Raw genomic sequence first — 25,463 nt, 5'->3', positions numbered from 1 at the left:
TATCCTGTATAGTTCTTTGTAAACTAAAGTAAGAAGTTTTTAAAAATCAGTTATTATAATTATAATCAAACTCTGGATCGTAGACATCATCATTGGTACCGGTATTTCCGGTAGTATTTCCATTGTCTGTATTTCCGGTATCCGGGTTAGCCGGTGGGGCAGTAGGTGTAGCAGCCGGCGGACTTATGGAAGGAGTGATATTATCACCGGGCAATGGAAGGATATTCTGGAGACCTGAATTTTTCGCGTTGTGGATATTGCAGGTATCCTTTGGCAGTATATAAGGAGTATCCATTGTTTTGGCGGTTTCTTCTTTTACCAGCAGGACCTTTTCCTTTACCTTTGATTTCGGGCAGAAGTCATTTGCTATCTTGTTCGATATACTACATATAGAAACCTTCACGTGAACATCACATTTTTCTGTGGGTTCCGTATTTTTAGCAAAATATTCGGTGGCTACCGTTGAACCGCCTTCGTATTTATCACAGAGCCCCTCCACAGCAAGCTTACCACTCTTGGTACAGATGGTCCGCTGGACAATGGAATCAGGGATTGTAAAGGGAACAGGTTCCAGAGCGTATTCTTTATGAATCTGTTCCATAACATCCCGCCAGATAATCTTATGATAACTTGTGTTAGTCTGTGTTTTGTTATTGTCATAACCGGACCAGATGCAGGCTGTGTAATACGGAGTATAGCCTGCAAACCATACGTCATTGTTATCGGAGGTTGTACCGGTCTTTCCGGCAATTGGCATGTTAAGCTTCTGGAACCTGACTAAGGTACCGGTACCTTTCTTAACAACATCCTCCATGGCATTGGTTAAAAGGAAAGCAGTGGACTCCATCATGACCTGACGGACAGCGGTTTTGTTCTTAAGGAGTACTTTATTGTCGTGGTCCAGTATCTTCGTATAGAAGATTGGCTTCGAATAAACTCCGCCATTGGCAACAGCAGCGTATGCTGCTGTCAGCTCAAGGTTCGATACACCCTTTGTAATACCGCCTAAAGCCAGTGAAAGGTTAATATCGGAATAGACCTTTCCGGTGTCGGAGGTCATAGAGTCTACAAGTGTGGTAAAGCCTAGTTTCTGAAGGTAGTCAAAACCAAGTTTTGGCGTTACTTTTTCCAGGGTTTTTACTGTGACAATATTCATGGACCTGGTAATTGCCCTCCGAAGAGTGGTTAAGCCTTCGTAAGTTTCACCGTTCCAGTTTTTTACGTCTTTGTCGGTGCCCGGATATCTAAAGGGAGCATCATCTATTACACTTGCTAAAGTCATACCTGCGGAATCAAGTGCAGGTAAGTAGGTGGAAAGTATTTTAAAGGTGGAACCAGGCTGTCTGGTAGTATTGGTAGCACGGTTTAAGGTACGGTTTCCTGTTTTCTCACCCCGTCCGCCTATTAATCCCACAACATACCCTGTATGCTGGTCCATGATGACCATGGATGACTGCGGCTGGATTATGAGGTTGGTTTTCTCACCCAGAATCGTATCACCGACTTCTACCTTTGCTGCTTTAAAATCTTCAATCAGTTTCTGTGCGTCTTTCTTGGAAGAGAAATAAGCAGAAGTTAAATGGTTGTAAGTCAACAAGTCATTGGTATGGTAATGAACGGTTTTTCCGCTCTTTTTCTCAATGGAAAGTGCATAAGTCAGTTCCCAGAAGGAATCCGTACCCATCTTGGGGAAATAATCCTCATTGGTATACACATTATCAAGGACTGACTGAACCTTGGAATCCATAGTTGTATAGATATTTAAACCGCCGCTGTATAAGGTGTTGCTGGCCTGTGTATACGTATATCCCTTTTCTTCCTGAAGATCAGCGATAACCTGTTCGATCAGCTCATCCACAAAATAGCTGTTATAGGAAGAGTTCTCGTACTGTTCTTCGTTTACGGCTTGAATACGTGAGTAAACATCATCAGCTAAGGCTTCTTTATATTCCTCCTCGGTACACTTATTCAGACGCTTCATATTATCAAGAATCTGTGTACGTCTTTGGGCATTGTTATCCGGATGGGATATGGGATTCATATTGGTAGGTGACTGTGCAATAGCAGAAATTACTGCTGCTTCTGAAAGGGTGAGTTCTCCGACATCCTTGTCAAAATAACGTTTGGAGGCTGTCTGTACCCCATAAGTCCCGGCGCCAAGATTAATCGTATTCAGATAATATTCCAATATCTGATCCTTCTCTAATTTTTGTTCCAGTTGAATGGCAAGATATTGCTCCTGTATTTTACGGATGAACCTGTCGACAAAATTGTCCTCGGCACCGCCGTTGAATACCTGATTTTTTATTAACTGCTGGGTTACTGTACTGGCCCCCTGGTCAAAATCTCCGGATTTAATACCATTAAAAAAGGCACGGAATATACCCTGCATGTCTATACCTTTGTGCTGGTAAAAACGTTCGTCCTCAATGCTGATAACACAATCTTGAAGAACCTTGGGAATCTTATCTATAGTAACATAAACTCGGTTAGATTCTGCACCTACTAAGGTATCAATTAAATTTCCGTCTTTATCATATATATTGGTGGTAAAACCAGTTGGGACGACATTAATCTGATCTATACTGGGGGCGCTGTCGGCAAGTCCTTTCAAAACGCCAAATCCCAGATAGGAGCCAATAATTATGAGGGAAACCAGTCCTACCAGAAATAACCGGAATACAGCAACGCTTGCTTTTGTCGCGATTTTCCTGGAAGCAGATTTTATATACTGCTGCTTTTTGGCGGTTCCTTTTTTGCTAAAATCCATAATAACCTCCATGCTGCCAACGCGCCGCAAATTTGGGCGTCAGCATAAATTTGTGTATAAAAAATGCAATGCATTTTTCTTACTAACAGCCATGCCTTTTTCAGTACACCGCAAGTTTGTGCCGAGGATTTCTCAGGCATTTGTGTGAATTATGCTTTTCAATAATTCACACTACCTTCTTTATCCCGTTATTATATCAAATAAAGCCTGCAAAATAAAGAAATATTTTGCTGCAAAAGTCCTGCATAAACAAGGGGTGTAAAAAATATATTATATTTTTCACACTTGTTACATTATACCATCTGAAAAGATATATGTTAAGTATATACAAAAAAACCATGTGATTTGACTGTAGGAAAGTGTTTATGCACAGATGCTACAAACTGTAGCACTGGAAAAATCTCGTAAAATTACAGAAATATCACAAAAGTTGTTATAAATTGGTTTTTATTAAGCCAATTTTTTACAAAACGTGAATTTTGACTATTGTAATAGTAAAAATTTGTTTATTATGAAAATTAAGTCTTTATTTTATATTGTGTTAAAGTTATAATAGCCATAGTTTATTATTTCTATTATAATAGTGGTGTTATAAAAATTATCAGATTTTTTTGGAGGGGCTATGGAGAAATTATTCTTAGAGGGAACAAAGAAAATATTGTTAGAAGACAATAAGGAATTGATATTTGACTATTACTTGGTAGAAGAATGTAGGACCTGTCAGAAGAATGAAAAGCTCTATGGAATTAAAATATTCCAGCATATGGATGATCATCTTTTAGTAGAGTATTCGGAACCAATCTCGGACTCAAAAGAAACAGTAAGGGACATGATACATAAGCTCTGGAAAAATGAAGTCACACTGGTTGCTATGTTAGAAATTGTAGACGATTTGGTTACAGAAAGTACACTATAAAAATATTGAGGGAAACAATAGGAATTATAACACCGGATTAATAGAATAATAAATAAACGAAGATAAATAGCGCAGAGACAGGCAAAAAGGATTTACATATGTAAATCCTTTTTGCTAATTAAAGACATGTAAACTTTCATTTATTACGGCATATAACAATTTTTGGTCCGTGGACAAGCTGTCCATGGACAGGCTTATTCTTCCTGCGGTTAACTCGGTAAGGCTCTGGCTAAAGGAGGAAAAGGATTCCTCCGGTATCAGAAGAGAGAGCAGAACTTTATCCAGATATTCTTCTTTTAACAGGTATATTCCCGCCTGGGCAATGACATATTTTAGCTTGCCTGCCAAAGTGTAATCAATGGAGATATCTGATTTCCAGCCGGATAACTTTTCTATGATCACAGCATTTCGAAGGCCTTCCTTTGCAGCACTCTGGTAGGCATGAACCAATCCTCCGGTGCCAAGAAGTGTACCGCCGAAATACCTGGTGACGACAATGAGAATGTTATGAAGATTTTCCTGCACAAGAAGGTCTAAGATAGGAAGACCGGCAGTTTTGGCCGGTTCACCGTCATCACTTAAACGTTTGATTTCATCCTTACTGCCAAGCACATAGGCATAGCAGTTATGCCTGGCAGCGGAATGTTCTTTTTTTATCTGTTCAATAAACCGGAGGGCTTCTTCTTCAGAGGAAATCGGATAAACGGAAGCAATAAATCTGGATTTTTTCACCGATACCTCTCCAGTGCTGTATTGATATACCGTGCGGCAGCCTTCGTTCATTGCCATCTCCTTATCTGAATTGGTTTAATTCAGGAATATATTCATAATGAATAATATTTAACCTGTTTTTTAAATCCTGCTCACTGATTTCCAGTATTTTGCATAATTCTGTTAAGTCCTTATAATGGTCTCTTAGCTGGGTATTAATATAACTTAACAGTATAAATGGGTCCTTGGGCAGTGCCATGATGTCCTCCTAAGCAGTATTTTTTATCATTATACCATAGCTCCCGTGCATATCGCAAGTTTACTTGCGATACTGCTCAAATAAGGGGTGTGAAATAAAGAAAGACTATGGAAACGGACGATAATTGAGAATTTTGTTTTGGAATTTTATTGCTCAAGAACCCTTATTCCACTAAAGCAGCAGCAATCGTTCCTGGAAGCGGAAAAAGTGCCAAACTCGCTGGAACGCTGTGGCTTCGGTAGCTTGTAGCTGCTCAAACACTGGCCCTTTTTCCGCTAGTCACGGTTGCTGCTGCTTAAGTGTCGTAAGGAACCCTTCGATATAAAATTCCAAAACAAAATTCTCGATTATCTGGATATCCCCGTTATTTAGTTTCGGGCATTTGCCCTGCGATACTGTAATGCTTTTTATTTGGGGTTGACTGGCAGAGAAATCTTCTTTACAATAAAAGAACAAAGGTTTGCATATGCGCTGCTGGCATTGTAACAGGAGACCTAAAAGCAGCACAGAAATGGAGTGAACAATGGACTTATTTGACTATATGAGGGAAGCAAAGAAGGAAAAAGAAGCCCCCCTTGCCAACCGGCTGCGTCCAAGGACGCTGGAGGAGGTTGTAGGGCAGGAGCATATTATCGGGAAGGACAAGCTGTTATACCGGGCTATTAAGGCGGATAAAATCAGTTCCATTATTTTTTATGGTCCGCCGGGAACCGGAAAGACAACACTTGCCAGAGTAATTGCCAATACCACCAGTGCGGCATTTCTTCAATTGAATGCTACGGTATCCGGTAAAAAGGATATGGAGGAAGTGATAGCCCAGGCAAAAGACAGTATGGGCATGTATGGTAAACGAACGATCCTGTTTATAGATGAAATTCACCGTTTTAATAAGAGCCAGCAGGACTATCTCCTGCCCTTTGTGGAGGACGGCACGATTATACTGATCGGAGCTACAACAGAAAACCCTTATTTTGAGGTCAATGGTGCGCTTATTTCCCGTTCAGTCATTTTTGAATTAAAGTCTCTGGAAAAGAAAGATATCAAAGAATTGATTGTAAGAGCTGTTTATGATAAGGAAAAGGGAATGGGTAATTATAATGCCGAAATAGAGGAAGATGCCCTTGATTTTCTTTCTGATATTGCAGGCGGTGATGCCAGAACTGCTTTGAATGCGATTGAGCTTGGGATTCTGACAACAGAACGCTTAGCAGACGGTAAGATACACATTACTCTTGAAGTAGCACAGGACTGCGTACAAAAGAGAGCTATCCGGTATGATAAGACAGGAGACAACCATTATGATACCATTTCTGCCTTTATAAAGAGCATGAGAGGCTCTGATGCAGATGCGGCGGTTTATTATCTGGCAAGGATGCTTTATGCAGGAGAAAGTGTGGCCTTTATTGCCAGGCGTATCGTTATCTGCGCTGCGGAAGATGTTTCCAACGCAGATCCGAATGCACTTGTGGTTGCCAATGCAGCGGCAGAAGCAGTGGAAAGGTTAGGAATGCCGGAAGCACGTATTGTACTGGCACAGGCTGCCGCTTATGTTGCCTGTGCACCAAAAAGCAATTCTGCCATAGTTGCTATTGATGCTGCTATGGAAGCCGTAAGAAATGAGCATACCCCATCCATACCGCCCTACCTCATGGATGCCCATTATAAGGGCGCCGGAAAGCTGGGACACGGATTGGATTATAAGTATGCCCATTCCTATAAGAACCATTATGTGAAGCAGCAGTACCTCCCGGATGAACTGAAGGACCGCACTTTTTACGAATTATCCGACCAGGGATATGAAAAGAATTTAAAGGAATATCTTGAACGGATTAAAAAGGAATCAGAAATTTAGTGCCTGTGCACGGGATCTTTACTGCTTGCCGTTCCTCTTTTTTGCTTCTTCTTCACCGCGTTTTTTCAGCAGCTTATATACCAGCATATAGACATATAGCAGTAATGGAACCATAAAGGTAGTATACAGGCTTGCCATAAGGAGTCCCTTTGAATCGGGAGAAGCTGTAAGACCTGCATAAAATGTAACGCCGTATAAGGACAGCAGAAGCACTATGGCAATGATAGCACCAATACGTTTTGCTTTTTTCATAATAACCCCTTTCCTGAATATCCAATCTTCGATTGGATATTCGTTAATTGGTAGTTGAAAAAACAGCTTTTTGTTTTATCAACCTAACCCCTTTCGTAAATATCAAACTTCGATTTGGTATTCCTGAATGCGTAGTTGAAAAATATCTTTCATTTAATAAATAATAGTATAAGGGATGCAGCTGTTAAAAGCAAGCAGCTTATTTTTGTGCAAATTGCAGTATGGACATGTAAAAGAAATGGAATTTCTATAGTATTATGTAGTTTTTTTTAATAGTTTAAAAATTGTATTTGACAATTATAAAATATGATGTATAATTCATTTAAAGTCAAAGGCGATTACTCTTTTAAAGGGTAGTTGTCTTTTTTTGCTTTATTTTGTTCTAAACAGCTAATGAAGAGGTATGAATCGGCCGTATACCTATGATTTCGGAAGCTGTGTTTTTACTATTTGGCACTTTAACGAGATAATACGATACCCGGGTGAAGTAAAAAGAGAAAATTGTCATTTATTAAAACGATAAAAAGGAAGGGTAGAGAGAGTATGGAAATTAACAATGGAAATACCGCATTTATACTTGTCAGCAGCGCATTAGTGCTTTTAATGACTCCGGGGTTAGCATTCTTTTATTCCGGTATGGAGAGAAGAAAGAATGCAATAAATACTTTGATGTCTTGTTTTTTTATTTTAGGTTTAGGTTCCATTTTATGGGTAACAGTGGGATATTCCCTTAGCTTTGGTCCTGATCATGGCGGAATTATAGGAGATTTCAGTAAAGCATTTTTTAACGGGGTAGGGTTTGAACCGAATGCAGACTATGCCGGTTCCATACCTGAAACAGTATTTGCTGCTTTTCAAATGATGTTTGCTATTATTACTCCCGCACTTATCTGCGGTGCCATTGCCGGAAGAATGAAATTCTCAGCGCTGTTCATTTTTGTTGCAGCATGGTCCTTACTTGTTTATTATCCTCTGGCACATATGGTTTGGGGAGTGGGCGGATTTATCAGAGAATTAGGCGCTGTTGATTTTGCCGGCGGGAATGTAGTTCACATCAGCTCCGGTGTATCCGGTCTGGTAGCCTGTATCCTTCTTGGAAAACGCAGGGAATATGGAGTGGTATCTTATAAGCCTCATAATATCCCTTTTGTAGTTCTTGGCGCAGCCCTTTTATGGTTTGGATGGTTCGGTTTTAACAGCGGCAGTGCTTTGGCAGCTGATGGCCTTGCAGCCCATGCCTTTATGACTACCAATACTTCTGCAGCGGCAGCTCTTCTTTCCTGGATGCTGATAGAGAAGCTTCTTCACGGTAAGGCAACTATCTTGGGTGCGGCTACCGGTGCGGTAGTAGGTCTTGTAGCCATTACACCTGCAGCCGGCTTTGTTCCCATCTGGTCAGCCCTTATTATAGGGTTACTGGTTAGCCCTATCTGCTATTTCGGTATGACAAAAATTAAAGGTAAGTTTGGTTATGATGATGCGCTGGATGCTTTTGGCTGCCATGGACTTGGCGGTATCTGGGGTGGTATTGCAACAGGTTTATTTGCAAAAACTTCTATTAACTCCGGAGCACAGTGGAACGGACTTGTTTTTGGGGATGTGAAGTTATTTACTGCACAGTTATTAAGTATTGTTATTACAATTGCATTTGCAGGAATTGCCACTTTCGTTATTGTTTCCGTTATCAAGCTGTTGATGCCGGTTAAGGTAACACAGGAAGAGGAAGCACAGGGACTTGATTTGGTTGAACACGGCGAAGTTGCATATCCTTCTTTCAACGGTTTAGATTAATACTATTTTTATGAATAAATAGAAAGGGAGACTGTATATGAAGAAAATTGAAGCAATTGTAAGGCCGGAGAAGCTGGAGCCTTTAAAGGATGCTTTATTAAAGCAGCAGGTTAACGGGCTTACCATTAATCAGGTTCTGGGCTGTGGAAAACAGTATGGTTTTACAGAGTATGTAAGGGGCAATACCATTATCATGAATACTCTTCCAAAGATTGAAATTACACTTGTTGTACCGGATGAACGCATGGAAGAAATCATTGAAACTATCATAAGCATTGCCCAGACCGGTAAATTTGGCGATGGCAAGATATTTGTGTCAGATATTGTGGATTGTATCAGAATCCGTACCAAGGAACGCGGTGAAAAAGCATTATAATTAAATAGAAAGTAATAATAAAGTGCGGCTGTTTCGAAACTAATTGATTATTTAGTGGAGAAGCAGCTTTTTTATATATTCTATTTAATAATAAATACGAGAATTAATTTGTTATTTCATATTAATTACTATATAATCTGATTTAGAGAGTAGTTTGAAAAATGTAGTACATTTTTCAATTTCTATTTGAGCAGTATCGCAGGTAAACCCGCGATATGCATGGGAGTAGTTTGAAAAATCTAGTACATTTTTCTGCTACAGTTTTCAAGTTTAAGGAGGCTATTTCAATGGGAATAACAAATAATTACGTATCAAGTAGATTCAGCATGAAGAATGGGCCGGTTAAAAAACTAATCCAGCTATGTATAAGCTTCGTAATAATACTGGCATTTGCCATTCAGCCGTTATCTGCTGCTGCGGCAGAAAGTACGCCAAGTGACAGTAACACAGCGGCCGGGAGTACTGCCAGTACAGTGGGATTGCAGGGTGGAGAGCTTCATGCATTTTACCCCTCAAATGCGGTTTTTTCAGATAAGATGCAGCAATACATAGACAGTCTGGATTCCGTAAGTTTCGCCTTTAGCAGGATAGATGCAGGAGATTCCGGTAATTTGAATACAGTAAAGGGTAAGAACGGAAACTATAGTTTTTATTATCCGACGGATTTTCTTCAACCGATAAAATATGCAAAGAGCAAAGGGAAATCCATTCAGTTAAATGTATATATGGACAGCAGCGATTGTACGAAGCTTTTGCCATATGCAGAAGAACAGTCAGCTATGCTTCAGGCTATAGTAAATGCCATGCAGGCAGACATTACTCAGGGTGAAGGCGTTTATTATGATGGCGTAGTGATTGACTTTGAAGGACTTCGTAATACTGACGCAGCCGGGACTCCGATTTTGTATAATGGAAATCAAATCAGCACTTACTTCATCCAGTTTCTGAAAGAACTAAGGGTCCAGTTGGATTCTATAGGGAAAAAGCTGTATGTAGCAGTAAACCCAGCGTTATACTACGATGGCTATAATTATTCGGATATACTTAGTATCGCAGACCGGGTAATTATCATGGCACATGATTATGAGCCAACGGAAAAATTGAAAAAAAGCCAGGTTGAACAATATACAGGTTATGATGCACTGGAGCCCATTGATAGTTTGGCGCCTATACAGAAGATAAGACAGGCTTTAAATGATATTCAAAAGGCAGCTTCTGATAGTACACAGCTTCAAAAGGTATGGCTGCAGATTTCATTTGATACTGCCCAGTGGCAGTTTGATGCAGGAAGCGCAACAGGCTGGGAAAAATTGCCCGACACTGCCCTTTCCAAAAAAGGGAGGCTTTCACCGTTATATAAATCAATAAAGGCCCGGGTTGATAATACGGATGGCTATGGGCAGAATATAAGTTATGGTTACAACAATGAACTGCAGAGTCCATATATTCAGTATTACAATTCATCTGATAAATCCTGGAATGTGATGATATATGAAGACAGTACCAGTATCAGTGCCAAGATAGAGATGGCCAAGACTTATGGGCTTGGCGGTATTTCTCTTTGGAGTCTTTCCAATATGCCTGATTATACGGATTCTTTAGGAAAGAAGTTTCATTTGAATGGATGGACTACGATAATCGCTAAGATGAATTCCTATGATACCTTGCCGGCTGCAAGCAGCAAATATGTCAGCTTTTCGGATAGTGCCATAGAAAAGGCAGTCAGGGAGAAACTTGGAAAGACAAGCGGTAAGATATCGCTTCAGGAAGTACAGAGCATATACCGGCTAAAGCTGCCCAAAGGGGTAAAAAGCTTAAAGAATCTTAGCTATCTTACTAATCTTGAATACTTGGATGCCAGCCAGTTGGGACTAAAGGATATAGCGTCCGTTAAAAGCCTGACAAAGCTTCGGGTGCTTTACCTTCAGCGTAATTCGGTATCCGATATCAGCGCTCTTAAAAAACTGACCCAGCTGGAAGTTCTATCTCTGAATGGTAACAAGTTAACATCTGTAAGTGCATTGTCTTCTTTGAAGAATCTGCGGGAGTTATATTTACGTGAGAATAAGATTCAAAGTCTGGCAGGGCTAAGCCAGCTGTTGAAGCTGGAAACGCTGGAAGCCGGAAAGAATAGTATACAGAGCACGGACAGTCTTAAAAACCTCAAAAAGCTGCAGCATCTGGCATTGGATAATAATCAGATCAGCAGTATTACCGGGTTAAAGGCATTGACCAGTCTAAAATATCTGGATTTGTCAGCCAATAAGATAAAGAGTATTGCATCACTAAAGAAACTGACGAATTTGAAAGAACTATATTTGAAGGGGAATAGTATCAGCGATTACAGCCCTGTGAAAGCGGTATATTCTAAAAAAGGTTTTCTTTGTGATTTTAAGGTGAAGTAAGAAGAAGTAAAAATCAATTGGGCATAGTTAACTAAATTGATTTAATTCTCTTTTGTGTTATAATAGTAATGTTTTTACTTTATCCGATAATCCGTTCTAAAGAAAGAGAATGGGCTTATTGGATAAAGGATGTATAGAACAGGGAGGAAACATATGTTAAGAGCAAGAGATTACAGGCAGAAGGCAAGAGAGGCGCTAAGCGGGAATTGGGGTACTGCCATAGGGACAGGATTTGCGGTTCAGGCAATAAACTTTATATTGGTTCTTATTGTCTATATGGTACTGTTGGCAAATGCCAGTCTTCAAATTACCGGTGACATGTCATATACTGATTATCCGCAGGTAATAATATCACCCAAGGGCTATTTAGAGTACATGCTGGCGCTGATTGTCGTACAGTTTGTGATGTATGCCCTGCTGGTTGGATATCTTTATTTTAACGTAAATCTTGTAAGAAGAGAAAGTTTTCAGTTCAACAATGTCTTTTCAAGATTTAATATAATCTTGAAGATATTTGGCCTGTATTTTATGATGGGACTATTCATATTATTATGGTCTTTCCTATTTGTTATTCCAGGGATTATAGCATCATTCCGCTATTGTATGGCACCATATATTATGGCAGATAATCCTGAAATCGGTATTATGGATGCAATCAGAGAATCAAAGGAAATGATGAATGGTTATAAATGGAAATACTTCTGTCTTCAGTTTAGTTTTATCGGCTGGGCATTACTAAGTATAGTGACCTTCGGTATAGGATTGTTGTGGGTTATGCCTTATATGCAGGCTGCCAATGCTGCATTTTATGTGCAGGTATCCGGGCAGAATACCACCTATGAATATAGTCTGGATGATGAATAAGGCGATGAATTAGAAAAGAAGGTGAGGGTGTCCCCAAAATCATGAGACACCCTCCTTTTTTGTAGACCATAATACATTATCGGGATATAATGATTTTAAACAGAATAAGAAAGGAGTTAAAGAAATATGCCAAAGGGGAACAGAAGATTAGTAAAATGTATTGTTTGCGGTGAAATTTTTGATTCGGAGCTTGATGTCTGTCCGGTGTGCGGAGTGGGAAGGGATTATTTTATTCCTTATGAGGAGGAAGATATCGGATTTCGAAAAGATACAAAAGAAAAATTTGTTATATTGGGAAATGGTGCTGCCGGTATCAGTGCAGCAGAAGCCATACGGGAGAGAAATGAAACCTGTTCTATTACTATGATATCCCGGGAAGCGGAATATAGCTACAACAGGCCCATGCTGACAAAAAGTCTTAGCTCCCTTGTTTCGGCAGAGGAGATTCTCATACATCCGATGGATTGGTATGAGGAAAACAGTATTACCAATATATTAAATGCAGAGATTATAAAGCTTGATACGCAGAATAAATCCATCTTATTAGGAGACGGCAGAAGTATTCCGTATGATAAATGTATCTATGCCCTTGGAGCAGAATGTTTTAATCCGCCTGTTAAGGGAAGCGATAAACCGGAAGTTATCGCAATACGCAATATGGCGGATGTAAAAAAGGCAAAGGCACTTGGAAGCGCAGCAAAGAGAGCGGTAGTAATCGGCGGCGGAGTTCTTGGGCTGGAGGCTGCATGGGAGCTTAGCAAGTTATGTGAGGTGACTGTTCTTGAGGTGGCGGACAAGCTTATGGTACGCCAGCTGGATGATAAGGCAGGAGAGATATTAGGAGAGCTGATAAAGAAAGCAGGTATCCAGTTTCGTGTAAATGCATCAATTACTGAGATTATGGGAGAAGACAAGGTAACCGGTGTGGCCTTAAAGGATGGAGAAACCTATCCGGCAGATCTTGTAATTATATCCTGTGGTATCAGGGCAAATGTGAATCTTGCCAGGGATTGCGGAATCATTGTTAACAAGGCTATTGTAGTAAATGAGAAAATGGAAACCAGTAAAGAGGATATTTATGCCTGCGGAGACTGTGCAGAATATCAGTGTGTTAATTATGCGGTCTGGTCCCAGGCAATTATGATGGGAAAGATAGCAGGAGTAAATGCGGCAGGGGAGAATGAAACATATGAACTCAATCCGCCCGCCCTAAGTTTTGAAGGTATGAATACAGCCCTGTTTGCAGGCGGAGATAACGGCAAAAACCCGGAGCTTGAATATCAGGAGCTGGAATACAGTGACGCAGATAACGGCAGGTATGAAAAATATTATTTTAATGAAAAAAAGCTTGTGGGAGCGATACTGATAGGAGACACCCGCAAGATGGTCAAGGTGACAGAAGGATTAAATGTGGGATGTTCCATAAATTATATACAGAATAATATAATACATCCATAATCATTCATTAAGAAGGGATGCTGTCCAGGCATACTTTTTTATAATTGTCATATAGATAAATAACTACTTTTTTGGGTAAACCATTATGAATGAGGCTGACAGGTATAAGATTATCAGTGAGAACTATGCCGATATAATTTTGGATGATTGGAACAGGGAAGAGGTAAGGCAAAAATTTTCGGGAGATCTTATTAATCATATCAACAGTGATATTGCCTTTGCATACATTCCGGTAGACAGGATGACTCTGGACAGCATCAACCAATTTGGATATTACTCAATGCCCGGATGTTATGGACTTCTGACAGCAGAGATTAATCATGAATGTTTATTGGATCCCAAGCCGCAAGGATTTGAAGGATATGACGGTAAGGGTGTGTTATTAGGATTTGTAGATACGGGGATTGATTACAGGCATCCTGCTTTTCGAAAAAAAGACAATACTACCAGAATTGCATCCATATGGGATCAAAGTATAAGAAGCCGGGATAACCATCCAAGGGGACTTTATTATGGAACGGAATATAGTAAGGAACAGATTAATTTAGCCCTTCAAAGCAGCGATCCTTTGTCGGTTATTCCTGTGACAGATGATATCGGCCATGGAACTATAATGGCAGGAATCGCCTGTGGCAGCGAGGATAAGGACAATCACTTTCAGGGAGTTGCATCAGAGGCGGAACTGGTTATAGTAAAATTAAAGCCTGCGAAGCAGTACCTAAGGGAGTTATATATTATTCCTGACGGAGTGCCCTGCTACCAGGAAAATGATATCATAGCAGGAGTTGAATATCTTGACCGCATTGCAAGTTCACTGAACAGACCTATAATAATCTGTATAGGTATTGGAAACAACATTGTTGATCATGTAGGACTGCGTATCAGCAGCCGCTTTTACACAAGTATTGGGGAAAAGCCGGGCTATGTATTTATTACAGCTGCGGGAAACGAGGCAAACCGTAAAAACCATTATTATGAAAGTATTGCTCCAGAGGCTATAACGGCAGATGCAGAGCTGCACGTAGGGAAAAAGAATCCGGGCTTTATGATGCAGTTTTGGGGGCAGTCTCCTAATTTTTTCTGGATTGATGTCTACATGCCTTCCGGTGACTTTCTTATGCGTATTCCACCGGTAGATGGACAGACTAAGATAGAAAAACGAGATAATGGATTGGTAGTAGCCGATAGCGCACTTGGTATTCCATCCAACCATAACCAGTCAATTATCTTCCGATTTCATAATCCTATGGAGGGAAACTGGACATTTAGTGTATTTGGTTCAATGGGAGATTTACCGAGGGAGTTCCATTTTTGGCTTTCTCTCCATAATTTCCTGGCAGAGGATACTTATTTTATAAAACCCAATAATTATACCACAATAGTAGGCCCTGCGAATTCTGCCGGTTTGCTGACTGTCACGAGCTATGACGTTGCAACAGAGAAATTGGACTTTTACAGCAGCAGGGGCTTTAATGTGGATCAATTTCCAAAGCCGGATGTTGCAGCACCGGGGGTCAACCTGCCTGCTCCTTTTCCAGGAGGTTCCTATGTATCTGCCAGTGGCAGCAGTGTAGCGGCTGCCTATACGGCGGGTATTACAGCACTGGTTTTGCAATGGGGAGAAGCGGAAGATAAGGCGGATTTTTTAAATACTCCTCATGTAAAGCATATCTATCAGCTAAGTGCTTTAAGGGATGAAGATATGAAATATCCGAATGAGGACTGGGGATATGGGATATTAAATCCCCAAGGTATATTGGATGTACTGAAAGAACTTATGGCATTGTGATACCCATGAATTGTAGCAAAACTGTATTGCTGGAATATTCTGATAGTAAATCGGAGTTTAGGTGCAACTATATGGAGTATTATATTACTGTAGAACCTGGTGTAAGGATTTATGTTAATGATATAAATCCACAGGGTGAAAAGCCTATATTATTTATGCATGGATGGCCTGCTAACCATCATTTATTTGAGTACCAGTATAATGAATTGATACAGAAAGGATACCGCTGTATCGGTATGGACGTCAGGGGATTTGGAAAATCGGATAAACCGGTGTACGGATATGATTATGATACCTCTGCAGATGATATCCGCTGTGTTATACAAGCGTTAAATTTATGTGACCTTACCTTGTTAGGGCATTCCACGGCAGGAGCGGTGGCAATCCGTTATATGGCAAGGTATGGAGGTTACGGTGTATCAAAGCTGGTGCTGTGTGCAGCAGCAGCTCCCAGCCTTATACAAAGGCCAAACTTTCCTTATGGATTAAAAGAGGAAGATGTACTTCAGATTATCTATAACACTTATCAGGACCGGCCTAAAATGCTGGAGGACTTCGGGGAGATGTTTTTCTATCAGCCTGTTACGGAGCCTTTCTCCCGGTGGTTTTGGTCGCTGGGATTGGAAGCTGCAAGCTGGGCCACCGCCTATGTGTCTTGTGCCTGGCTTTATGAGACATTATTTGATGATATGAAATGTATAAATGTTCCTACGCTTATCATGCATGGTATCCATGACGAGGTATGCAAGTATCCTTTGGGAGTTGCACAGCATAAAGGAATCAAAGGATCAGAATTTATAACCTTTGAAAACAGCGGGCATGGGCTTTTTTATGACGAGAAGGATAAGTTTAACTGTGAATTAATGAAGTTTGTAGGAGAGAAATGATAGGAATCAGGGCTGCCGCATGACTAAGGTTGTGCGGCGGCTTTTTTGATGTTATACGGAAAAGTAATTTGTACGGATTACAAACTAATATGGAAATATGGATAAATACAGCGTATAATAGGGGCAGTAAAAAAAATCATATCATGTGCTAAGGGGAGGAATATATTTTGGAAGAAGATAATAACAGTTTAAAACAGACGAAAAAAATAAAATACAAACCATCAAAAATAGGAAAAATAGCTTTGGGCGCAGCAATTGCTTCATTATCAGCAGGACTTTTGTCTCTTATATTAAGTGCCCTATCCATTATATCAGGCTATTTTATGCTAATTGTGAGTATTGCATCTTATATTATTGCAATGCTTGCTACACTATTCCTGATTATAGATATTGCAAGATTTAATAAGATTCATAATATCAATGAGAATAGTGATAACAAAATGATGATAGGTTTGGTCATTGGTATTGCAATAGGGTTCATGTGGGGAAAAATACTATAAGAACATACAATGAGTCTGAGTGCAAATGCATTTGACTAAATGATATGATGAATACAATAGAGAATACATAAGACGATTGATCAAGGGGATGAATGTTGAGAACAATTATATTTAATGGTTCACCAAGAAAAAACGGCGATACAAAAAGCATACTAAATGAGTTTGTAAAATATTTAGACGGGGAATATAAAATAGTAGACACTTATTATTGTAATATCAAACCATGCTTAGATTGCAGATATTGTTGGGAAAATACAGGGTGCTGTCAAAAGGATGAATGGCAGGAAATTGACCAATATATCAGAGAATGTGACAATATAGTTATTGCTTCACCCATTTACTTTTCTGAATTGACAGGTCAATTGCTTAATGCAGTGAGTAAAGTACAATCATATTGGAGTGCCCGTTATTTTAGGAAAGAAGAAATAATTACAAAATGTAAAAAGGGTGGGATTATTTTAATCGGAGGTGGAGATGGACACATGTCTACACCAATTGAAATGGCAACATGCATTTTACATCATATGAAAGTTAAAAATATAGCACCGGAGATATGCTGCCATGATACGAACAATCAGCCTGCAATCAACCAGGATTATGTTATAAATGCCATAAAAGAAATGGCAGATTTCTTAAATAAGAAATAGTCAAAAATTATGGAATCAAAAACAATACAGAAATGTTTTTGAGCTTGATTATGAATCAATTTATGATATACTAATTCTACGTATACAATTATATTGAAATATATTCAGTTAGGAGGAATCTATATGAAATCCTTAAAGGCAATTGATCGAAAACTCATCTCCTTGCAAAGACCACAAATAAATTAGTCGGCGATGCTTTGCTCGGAGATCTGAAACTAAAGTAGCTGGTGATAATATGACACTTAACATACCTTTTGCTCATAAGAAAGGCTTATTTGTGTACATTTTCACTTGCCATGTTCAGATTTAAATATAGATTTTAACATAAATCTTAACTGCAGCGGGGGTTCCCAGACTGCAGTTTTTTTGGTCTTTGCTTCATCTAAATCAATTATTAGAGGAGCAGAGAATATGAAATATATTAAGGCACAGGATGTGCTGCCTGATGAGCTGATAAAAATATTACAAGAATATGTGAATGGTGAATATTTATATATACCCCGCAAAGATGGTGAAAAGAAAACCTGGGGCGAAAAGAGCGGAGCCAGAATTTTACTAAAGGAAAGAAATCTGGAAATATATCAAAAATATCATAACGGACAGACGGCAGAGGAATTAGCTATGGAATATTTCCTATCGGAACAAAGTATCCGGCGTATATTGAGTCAGGTAAAATATGATGTTTGAGTTTAGTACAGAAGAGTTTGTGCAATAGATTTTATGACAATCTTTGTATATAGTTACATTGTAAGCATCGGAATATATGATGTGACTTTTCAGAGAAAGGAATCAATGACATGGCTTTAAAACCACATAGGGGTAAGACATTATGGAGTCTACCGTCACATGGCAGAGGAACATGTCCTTTATGCAAAACAAAAAGGACTAAGGTATTATATACAATAATTGCGGAAGACGGGACTAAAATGACTGTTTGTAAAAAATGCCGCAATAAAAAAGTGGCATCTGTGAATGCCTTATAATACCGGAATTGAAGATTGAAAGACTTAAATAGCCGTTACATGACTTCGGTTGTGCAGCGGCTTTTTTGAGGTTATAGAAGGAAAAAATCATACAGTTATAAACATAGAAATATGGATAAAACTGGAGTATAATAGAAACGGTAAGAAAAGTAATTTTTAATGAACTGGATGAATTTTAATAATTTATTTTCTTTTCATTCATTTCTGATTAAAAGAATTTAGCGTATCAAGTTGGGAATTTTATATGGCTTTTGATGGTGATAAGCCTGTCGGTGGGGTTACAATTGCGAACTGATATTATGAATGTCTAACAGCGATAAAAGGGTATTTGAGAGGAGAAGTAATGAATTATGTTTTTGAAACAGAGCGGTTATGTTTTAGAAAATTTAAATCGGCTGATGCAGAAATGCTATTTAGTTATCTTTGTGAAGTAACAACAATTTTGTGCACAGAGACGAAATTTTAATAAACAGAAAATTGCATGAACGAAGGATGTATGAGATGATGAATGAATTTCAAATAGAGGAAAATGCTTTTAAGTATTTAAAAGAAACTTTTAAGAATGATTGCAGCGGACATGATTATTATCATAGTGTTCGAGTTTATAAAAATGCTGTAAACATCGCCCAAAAAGAAGGGGGAAATCTATTTCTAATCAAACTTGCTGCCTTATTGCACGATGTTGATGATAGCAAATTATTTGATACCAGTGATAAATTGCAGAATGCCCGAAAATTTTTAGTAGAAAACGGTGTGGATGATTCATCTATTAATGAAATATGTAAAATTATCAAGTCAGTTTCATTTAAAGGAAATGGGTCAGTTATTCCTGACAGTCTTGAAGGAAAAATAGTTCAGGATGCCGACAGACTAGATGCATTAGGAGCTATAGGCATTGCAAGAACGTTTGCATATGGTGGACATAAAGGCAGGCCAATACATGAACCGTATGAGAAGCCAATAGATAATATGGCGGCAAAAGAATATGAAAATCATATCAGTACCAGCATTAACCATTTTTATGAGAAACTGCTTAAACTTAAGAATTTAATGAATACAGATACCGCTATATCATTAGCAGAAAACCGGCATGTTTTTATTAAAAAATATTTAGATGAGTTTACGAATGAATGGGATGGTAATCGATAATCAAATGCCAATTCATCATTTATGATTAAGCTGCCTAGTAATCTTTTTCAATTGTTTATATGAAAATACACTGGCAAACTGGAAAAACAATTACTCAAACTTCACAGGCGTGAATACAAGCGTTATATAGTGTTCCAGAGGGAGTTATGGATATTTCAAATTCTGGCACCGTCTTGTGATATTAAAGTTGCATATGAAGTTGCGTATAAATAAAATTTATGTTAAAATAGTCCTTGTGCCATTAATCATGTGAAGTCCTGGAAGCCTTGATTCATAAGGCTTTCGTAAAAACATAATCCCTATGGCGCTTTTGCCGTGAGGGTGTACAACCTGCTAACTAAAAAGCAAACACCCCGTTACGCCTTTGCAACGGGGTGTTCACTAAAAAGGGGAGGATAAGTATTTAACTTTTCTTTGGTATTGGCCGTGCAGAAATCTGCACAAGGCAGTCATCCGTATGCCGGAGGGGGGATCCAACGATTACAGATGGTACCTTAATCTAGTTCTGAATTGAATTAGATTAACTATAGTATGATGCAGTATTTCTAGGATTATACATAAATAAAAAATATTATGTAAAAAATCTATAGAGAATCAAAAGATTGATAAAGGAAGGTAAAACAATGAGTTTATTAACAGAGTGGAGGGACTTTGCTTATGCCCTTGACACAAACAAAAAGGAAGGCCAGCTTTTCTGGGCTAATTATTTTAACGTGGAACAGGGGATTTATGAAAAGATCCTTGCAGAACCGGAGGTTGTCGTAGAGGGAACAGTGGCAGAACTTGCTGAAAAATACGGTACAACCATATCTCTTATGACAGGTTTCCTGGATGGTATCAATGAAAGCCTTGTAAAAGAAAACCCTATCGAAGAAATGGACGAAACAACAGTTGTTAACCTTGGCTATGATAAAGAAAAGCTGTATTGTAATATGATAGAAGCGAAAGCTGAATGGCTTTATGAACTTCCTGTATGGGATAGCCTGTTATCCGAGGAAAGAAGGAAGGAACTTTATCTGGAGCAGAAAAGGTCCAAGACAGTTGTGAAAGATAAAAAGATTGGCAGGAACGATCCATGTCCATGCGGAAGCGGTAAAAAATATAAATTCTGCTGTGGAGCAGCGAAATAATTTTAAAGAACAATTTAATAAAAGGACATATTAATAAAGGCTGCTGCATTTTGACTAGTTCGGACATACAAGTCATTGTGCAGCAGCTTTTTAAAAAACCGGCTTTATTTTTCACAATTCATAAGAGTATTTTGCTTATACAATAAATAATCTATAAACTTTAGAATCTCTTCTTTGTTATCAGAATTCAGTTCATAATATTTTTGGATGAAAGCGGCAGTTTCATTGACCATATCTCCATAACCAATACGTAAGGTGCTGTCAGAGACTCCCAGCATATAATCACAGGAAACCTTAAAATAATCGGATAATGTTATAAGCTTATCAAAACAAGGCTCATTTCTGTTAGATTCGTAGTTTGCGATTGCACTGGGCTTCACTCCGATAACAGAAGCCAATTCTCCTTGGGTTAATCTGAATTTTTGACGTAAAAATTTAAGACGACTACTAAAATCCATATATATTCTCCCCTCTATGAATCTCTTACTAATCCTATAGAATTATAATTATATAACTACCCAAAAGATGTGTCAATTCAAAACTTTGCAATGCCCTTCTATTAAGGCTGGTATCTCATACACCCGATATAATAGAAAACTAACATTTTGATGCATGTTTAAGTGATGAAGATGGGAAAATATAATGCATAGTCTTAACAGTAGATGTATAATGGGAGATAAGGAATATATTGGAATGCTTGTGATATAAATTATGCTCTCGATGTTCGGAGGCGTTTGGCGAAGAGATTGCTAAGGCACATTCTTTATTTTAATATTTTGTACAAGCTTTGAGAGAAATGAAAAGGGGAAGGATATTAAATGAAAATCATGAAAAAGAAGGATATGTATATCAGATATCATAAAAACAGAGATCAGAGAAGAAGAAAGAAAAGAAAGATAATAGCAGGGAGTACTGCAGCAGCTGTCTTTCTTTTATTCTCTTCTTTATTTCTTTTATGGCATTTTCATATAGTGGATATGAACAGCTTTATGCCTGATAAAAAAAGCAAGACAGAGGTCCATGAAGAAAACAGTTCTTACAATAGCGGCAATAAAAAAGAGGATACCGGCATCGCAGAGGATGTCAGTGCCGATACATTAACACCTGCCGAGGTATTTGACAGTGCCCAGAGTCCTCTTACAGATAATATTAAAAGGACAGAAACAAAGGCAGAGGCGGATATTACACCGGATGTGGCAAAGGAAGAAAAAGAAGTAAATGAACCGGTTAAAGGAATATATGTATCCGGCTTTAGGGCAGGAATATCTGATTATATGTCAGAGTTGATTTCCTTGGCAGAAAACACGGAAATAAATGCAATGGTAATTGACATTAAGAATGATAACGGTGAGATTACCTATAAGATGGACCAGCCTCTGGTGAATGAAATCGGGGCAGGCACGAACTATATAAAAGATATGCCGGGACTTGTAAAGAAGTTAAAGGAAAAGAACATTTACCTGATAGCCAGAGTAGTAGCCTTTAAAGATCCTTTGCTTGCGAAGGAACGGAAGGATTTATGCCTTAAAAAGAAGGGCGGGACCGTCTTCAAGGATAAGAATGGTGACCGCTGGGTAAACCCCTATAAAAAGGAAGTGTGGGATTACCTTGTAGACATTGGAAAGGAAGCTGCTTTACAGGGGTTTGATGAGATACAGTTTGATTATATCCGGTTTTCTACGGATTCCGGTATGAAACAGGTGGATTTCGGAAAGGATGGTAAAAGTAAAAGCAAGACAGAGACAATCACAGAATTTACAAAGTATGCCTGTGACAGTTTAAAGCCTCTTGGAGTAAAGGTTTCAGCAGATGTATTCGGCACCATAATAGGAAGCAAGATAGATGCTGAAATTGTGGGACAAGATTATGCAAAGATGGCTGAATACTTAGATTATATATGTCCTATGATATATCCTTCCCATTATGGTGAAGGTTCCTTTGGCATTGACTATCCTGACACCAAGCCTTATGAGACAATATTGGGAGCTCTTAAAAAATCCAATGAGGTGTTAACGGCAGATGGGAAGAACGATAAGGGGAAGTTGGCAGAGGTAAGACCCTGGCTGCAGGATTTTACCGCAACCTGGGTGAAGCATCATATTAATTATGGAAAAGAAGAAATAAAAGAACAAATTAAAGCGGTTTATGATACGGGCCATACGGAGTGGATATTATGGAACGGCAGCAATAACTATACCAAAACTGCTTTAGAAAAAAAATAAAAACTTCTGCAAGATTTTAAATCTATTTGTGTATAAGTAGAGGAGCATGTGAAAGGAGGCTAATAACTTGAAGGATGAGGCAATAGTAAGCCTGCTTTATGAAGGAAATGAAATAGGCTTATTAAAGTTATCTGAAAAGTACGAAAAGCTCTTAATCCATATAGCCGGCACAATTCTTGGCAGCCGAAGACAGGATATTGAAGAGTGTGTGAATGATACCTATATGAAGTTATGGAAGCATATCAGGAATTATGATATGGAAAAAGCCTCCTTAAAAACATATCTGAAGGTGATTGCCAGAAATACAGCAATCAATAAGCTGCGGGATTTAAGCCGCAGAGAAGGAATGGAATACAAGGAAGATTTCACAGATATTGCCCAATGCTTTATTGACCAGAGCCAGAATGTAGAGAACCAGCTATTTCGTAAAGAAGATATCCTTCTATTGAATGAAGTAATTAAAGAGCTGGAGAAAAAGGACCGGGAACTGGTTCTGCGCAGATATTACTATTTGCAGTCCTCAAAGGATATTGCAAAGGCCATGAGGATGACCGTTACGGCTGTGGATAGCAGGCTGTCAAGGCTTAGGAGCAGGATGAAGCTCACCTTTGACCAGAAATGGGCGTAATGAAATAAAAAGCATTTCACAGCCTGATTTGCGGCAGTAAAACTTATAAGAAAGATAGGAGGTAACGGAATGAATGAGCAGGTGCTTATCAATATGCTAAGTGAGCTGGATGCAGGTTCTCTTAATGAGAACTTTACCGATAAGGATGTAAGAAGAAAAGACGGCAACATCTTTAAAAGGGCATATTTTTATATCAGAGTTCTTGGAAGAAAAGAAGACCTTGCCGGTGACAGTATTCTTATGAAACATTGGGATGAATACATGGAAGCTGCCGAGGAACCTCTTAACCAGGAAGATAATGTGCAGGAGAATTCTTCGGAATGGGGTTTCCCCATTCATGTATTTAAAAGAGAAATCAAAAACATAGTAAAACTGGTATCGGCAATAATAGCAGCAATCCTTGTAATTGTTGGTCTTCTTCTTGTAATCATAAAAAGAAGAAAAGGTATAAAAGTCAGTCTAAAGAAAATGCAAATCAGCTATTAATAAAATCGAGGTACAAAGTGTGAAAAATACGGTGTATTTTTCGCACCCCCTTATTTACGCAGTATTGCAAGCTTGCTTGCAATATGCACGGGAGCCAAGTGTGAAAGAAAATTCAAATATGAAAGGGTGCCACATACAACTACTTTCACACGTTTAATTTGTGGCAGTATCCCAGGCTGGCCTGGGATATGTAAAGGGTATAAAACATGTTGGAAAAAGTGATAGAAATCATAGCAAAACAGCTTACGGTAGACGCAGGTACCATTACGGAGAATTCTTCCTTTAAAGAAGATTTGGGAGCAGATTCCCTGGAATTGTTTGAATTGATCATGGCAGTGGAAGAAGAATTTGACTTAGAAGTACCTTCTGAGGATTTAAATACCATGGAAACTGTTAGTGACTTACTGACCTATTTAAAAAATAAGGGCGTGGAGTAAATGGAAAGAAAAATAGCATTATACACAGAAGTCTGTGATCTGCTTCATATAAAGTACCCTATTATTCAGGGAGGTATGGCCTGGGTGGCAGAACACAATCTGGCTGCCGGTGTATCGGAGGCAGGGGGACTTGGAATCATTGCCGCAGGTAATGCCACAGCAGATATTGTACGAAACGAGATCAGGCAGGTAAAAGAGAAAACCAGTAACCCCTTTGGTGTAAACATAATGCTTCTTAGTCCTCATGCGGAAGAAATTGCCCGGTTAGTAATAGAAGAAAAAGTGCCGGTGGTAACAACCGGTGCGGGAAATCCCGAAAAGTTTTTAAAGGATTGGAAGGCAGCGGGAATAACAGTGATACCCGTTGTTGCCTCCGTAGCTCTGGCTAAGAGAATGGAGCGAAGCGGAGCAGATGCACTTGTAGCAGAAGGCTGTGAAGCCGGAGGACATATCGGCGAATTGACGACTATGGCATTGATACCTCAGATAGCAGATGCTGTCTCCATTCCGGTTATAGCGGCCGGAGGAATCGGAGACGGCAGAGGCCTTGCTGCCATACTGATGCTTGGAGCCAAAGGTGCTCAGATTGGGACCCGGTTTGTGGTATCCCATGAGTCCATTGTACATGATAACTATAAAAAACGGATTATAAGCTCAAAAGATATTGATACCACTGTAACAGGGCGGTCTACGGGACATCCGGTAAGATCACTTCGCAATAACATGACCAGAAATTACCTCAAATTAGAAGAAGACGGAAAGAGTTTTGAAGAACTGGAGCTTCTCACACTTGGTTCCTTACGGAAGTCCGTAATGGAGGGTGATATAACCGATGGTTCTGTCATGGCGGGACAGATAGCGGGGCTTATCGCAAAGGAACAATCTTGCAAAGAAATCATAGAAGAAATGGTTTCAGAAGCAATAACTGTAATGCAAAAAGGATGGATTTAA

24 protein-coding genes are annotated in these 25,463 nt (G+C 39.0%); 19 read left to right on the top strand and 5 right to left on the bottom strand.

The genetic code is table 11. The annotated features are described in order from the left end of the window. Window positions 1-46 precede the first annotated feature (46 nt). A complete protein-coding gene (locus BUF11_RS16965) occupies window positions 47-2,770 on the bottom strand; it encodes a transglycosylase domain-containing protein (RefSeq protein WP_073590055.1) in 2,724 nt (907 codons plus the stop codon). A 622-nt stretch (window positions 2,771-3,392) separates the two neighbouring features. On the opposite strand from BUF11_RS16965, the gene BUF11_RS16960 reads away from it, so the two are divergent. Next, a complete protein-coding gene (locus BUF11_RS16960) occupies window positions 3,393-3,686 on the top strand; it encodes a DUF6514 family protein (RefSeq protein ID WP_073590054.1) in 294 nt (97 codons plus the stop codon). A 114-nt stretch (window positions 3,687-3,800) separates the two neighbouring features. On the opposite strand, the gene BUF11_RS16955 is transcribed toward BUF11_RS16960, so the two are convergent. Both BUF11_RS16955 and BUF11_RS16950 read right to left on the bottom strand, forming a co-directional pair. Continuing rightward, window positions 3,801-4,469, bottom strand: a complete 669-nt coding sequence (locus tag BUF11_RS16955; protein ID WP_073590053.1) for a YigZ family protein — start codon at window positions 4,467-4,469, stop codon at window positions 3,801-3,803. 10 nt (window positions 4,470-4,479) lie between these two features. After that, the gene (locus BUF11_RS16950) at window positions 4,480-4,656 is read right to left on the bottom strand and encodes a DUF4250 domain-containing protein (protein ID WP_073590052.1); all 177 of its coding nucleotides are present in this window, start codon (window positions 4,654-4,656) and stop codon (window positions 4,480-4,482) included. Between the two features lie 523 nt (window positions 4,657-5,179). Here BUF11_RS16950 and BUF11_RS16945 point away from each other — a divergent pair. Beyond that, window positions 5,180-6,508 carry a replication-associated recombination protein A gene (locus BUF11_RS16945; RefSeq protein ID WP_073590051.1) on the top strand — a complete coding sequence of 443 codons (1,329 nt, stop codon included), beginning with the start codon at window positions 5,180-5,182 and terminating at the stop codon, window positions 6,506-6,508. A gap of 18 nt (window positions 6,509-6,526) precedes the next feature. Here the strand turns inward: BUF11_RS16945 and BUF11_RS16940 are convergent, their stop codons facing one another. Further along, window positions 6,527-6,760: a hypothetical protein gene (locus BUF11_RS16940; RefSeq protein WP_073590050.1), complete on the bottom strand. Its 234-nt coding sequence runs from the start codon at window positions 6,758-6,760 to the stop codon at window positions 6,527-6,529. Between the two features lie 549 nt (window positions 6,761-7,309). Between BUF11_RS16940 and BUF11_RS16935 the strand changes: the two genes are divergently transcribed. The 12 genes from BUF11_RS16935 (at window position 7,310) to BUF11_RS16875 (ending at window position 20,739) form a co-directional block, all read left to right on the top strand. Continuing rightward, window positions 7,310-8,551, top strand: a complete 1,242-nt coding sequence (locus tag BUF11_RS16935; RefSeq protein WP_334293031.1) for an ammonium transporter — start codon at window positions 7,310-7,312, stop codon at window positions 8,549-8,551. 37 nt (window positions 8,552-8,588) lie between these two features. Continuing rightward, window positions 8,589-8,927, top strand: coding sequence for a P-II family nitrogen regulator (locus tag BUF11_RS16930; RefSeq protein ID WP_073590048.1), 339 nt, complete (start codon window positions 8,589-8,591; stop codon window positions 8,925-8,927). Window positions 8,928-9,214: 287 nt separating this feature from the next. After that, a complete protein-coding gene (locus tag BUF11_RS16925; protein ID WP_073590047.1) occupies window positions 9,215-11,332 on the top strand; it encodes a leucine-rich repeat domain-containing protein in 2,118 nt (705 codons plus the stop codon). 153 nt (window positions 11,333-11,485) lie between these two features. Next, on the top strand, window positions 11,486-12,196 hold the full coding sequence (locus tag BUF11_RS16920; RefSeq protein ID WP_073590046.1) for a DUF975 family protein: 711 nt from the start codon (window positions 11,486-11,488) through the stop codon (window positions 12,194-12,196). Window positions 12,197-12,322: 126 nt separating this feature from the next. Next, a complete protein-coding gene (locus BUF11_RS16915) occupies window positions 12,323-13,654 on the top strand; it encodes an FAD-dependent oxidoreductase (protein ID WP_073590045.1) in 1,332 nt (443 codons plus the stop codon). A gap of 85 nt (window positions 13,655-13,739) precedes the next feature. Next, window positions 13,740-15,443, top strand: a complete 1,704-nt coding sequence (locus BUF11_RS16910) for a S8 family peptidase (RefSeq protein WP_073590044.1) — start codon at window positions 13,740-13,742, stop codon at window positions 15,441-15,443. 71 nt (window positions 15,444-15,514) lie between these two features. Beyond that, complete coding sequence (locus BUF11_RS16905) at window positions 15,515-16,330, top strand: alpha/beta fold hydrolase (RefSeq protein ID WP_073590043.1); 816 nt, start codon at window positions 15,515-15,517, stop codon at window positions 16,328-16,330. A 167-nt stretch (window positions 16,331-16,497) separates the two neighbouring features. Continuing rightward, complete coding sequence (locus BUF11_RS16900; protein WP_073590042.1) at window positions 16,498-16,830, top strand: hypothetical protein; 333 nt, start codon at window positions 16,498-16,500, stop codon at window positions 16,828-16,830. Window positions 16,831-16,922: 92 nt separating this feature from the next. After that, window positions 16,923-17,477 carry a flavodoxin family protein gene (locus BUF11_RS16895; RefSeq protein WP_242952396.1) on the top strand — a complete coding sequence of 185 codons (555 nt, stop codon included), beginning with the start codon at window positions 16,923-16,925 and terminating at the stop codon, window positions 17,475-17,477. 411 nt (window positions 17,478-17,888) lie between these two features. Beyond that, window positions 17,889-18,164, top strand: coding sequence for a CD3324 family protein (locus BUF11_RS16890; protein WP_073590041.1), 276 nt, complete (start codon window positions 17,889-17,891; stop codon window positions 18,162-18,164). Between the two features lie 797 nt (window positions 18,165-18,961). Continuing rightward, complete coding sequence (locus tag BUF11_RS16880) at window positions 18,962-19,609, top strand: HD domain-containing protein (RefSeq protein ID WP_330393903.1); 648 nt, start codon at window positions 18,962-18,964, stop codon at window positions 19,607-19,609. Between the two features lie 623 nt (window positions 19,610-20,232). Beyond that, window positions 20,233-20,739 (top strand): SEC-C metal-binding domain-containing protein, encoded by a 507-nt coding sequence (locus BUF11_RS16875; protein ID WP_073590039.1) that lies wholly within the window; start codon window positions 20,233-20,235, stop codon window positions 20,737-20,739. Between the two features lie 104 nt (window positions 20,740-20,843). Here BUF11_RS16875 and BUF11_RS16870 read toward each other — a convergent pair whose 3' ends face one another. After that, a complete protein-coding gene (locus BUF11_RS16870; RefSeq protein ID WP_073590038.1) occupies window positions 20,844-21,197 on the bottom strand; it encodes a helix-turn-helix domain-containing protein in 354 nt (117 codons plus the stop codon). A 360-nt stretch (window positions 21,198-21,557) separates the two neighbouring features. Between BUF11_RS16870 and BUF11_RS16865 the strand changes: the two genes are divergently transcribed. From BUF11_RS16865 to fabK, 5 genes are all read left to right on the top strand, one after another. Further along, on the top strand, window positions 21,558-22,961 hold the full coding sequence (locus BUF11_RS16865; protein WP_073590037.1) for a putative glycoside hydrolase: 1,404 nt from the start codon (window positions 21,558-21,560) through the stop codon (window positions 22,959-22,961). Between the two features lie 67 nt (window positions 22,962-23,028). Continuing rightward, window positions 23,029-23,589 (top strand): RNA polymerase sigma factor, encoded by a 561-nt coding sequence (locus BUF11_RS16860; RefSeq protein WP_073590036.1) that lies wholly within the window; start codon window positions 23,029-23,031, stop codon window positions 23,587-23,589. A 69-nt stretch (window positions 23,590-23,658) separates the two neighbouring features. Further along, window positions 23,659-24,075 carry a hypothetical protein gene (locus tag BUF11_RS16855; protein WP_073590035.1) on the top strand — a complete coding sequence of 139 codons (417 nt, stop codon included), beginning with the start codon at window positions 23,659-23,661 and terminating at the stop codon, window positions 24,073-24,075. A 206-nt stretch (window positions 24,076-24,281) separates the two neighbouring features. Next, window positions 24,282-24,512 (top strand): acyl carrier protein, encoded by a 231-nt coding sequence (acpP, locus tag BUF11_RS16850; RefSeq protein WP_073590034.1) that lies wholly within the window; start codon window positions 24,282-24,284, stop codon window positions 24,510-24,512. Further along, on the top strand, window positions 24,513-25,463 hold the full coding sequence (gene fabK / locus BUF11_RS16845) for an enoyl-[acyl-carrier-protein] reductase FabK (RefSeq protein ID WP_073590033.1): 951 nt from the start codon (window positions 24,513-24,515) through the stop codon (window positions 25,461-25,463).

The sequence above is a fragment of the Anaerocolumna xylanovorans DSM 12503 genome, assembly GCF_900143645.1.
GTDB lineage: Bacteria > Bacillota > Clostridia > Lachnospirales > Lachnospiraceae > Anaerocolumna > Anaerocolumna xylanovorans.
This window is presented reverse-complemented; position numbering and strand designations above follow the sequence as displayed.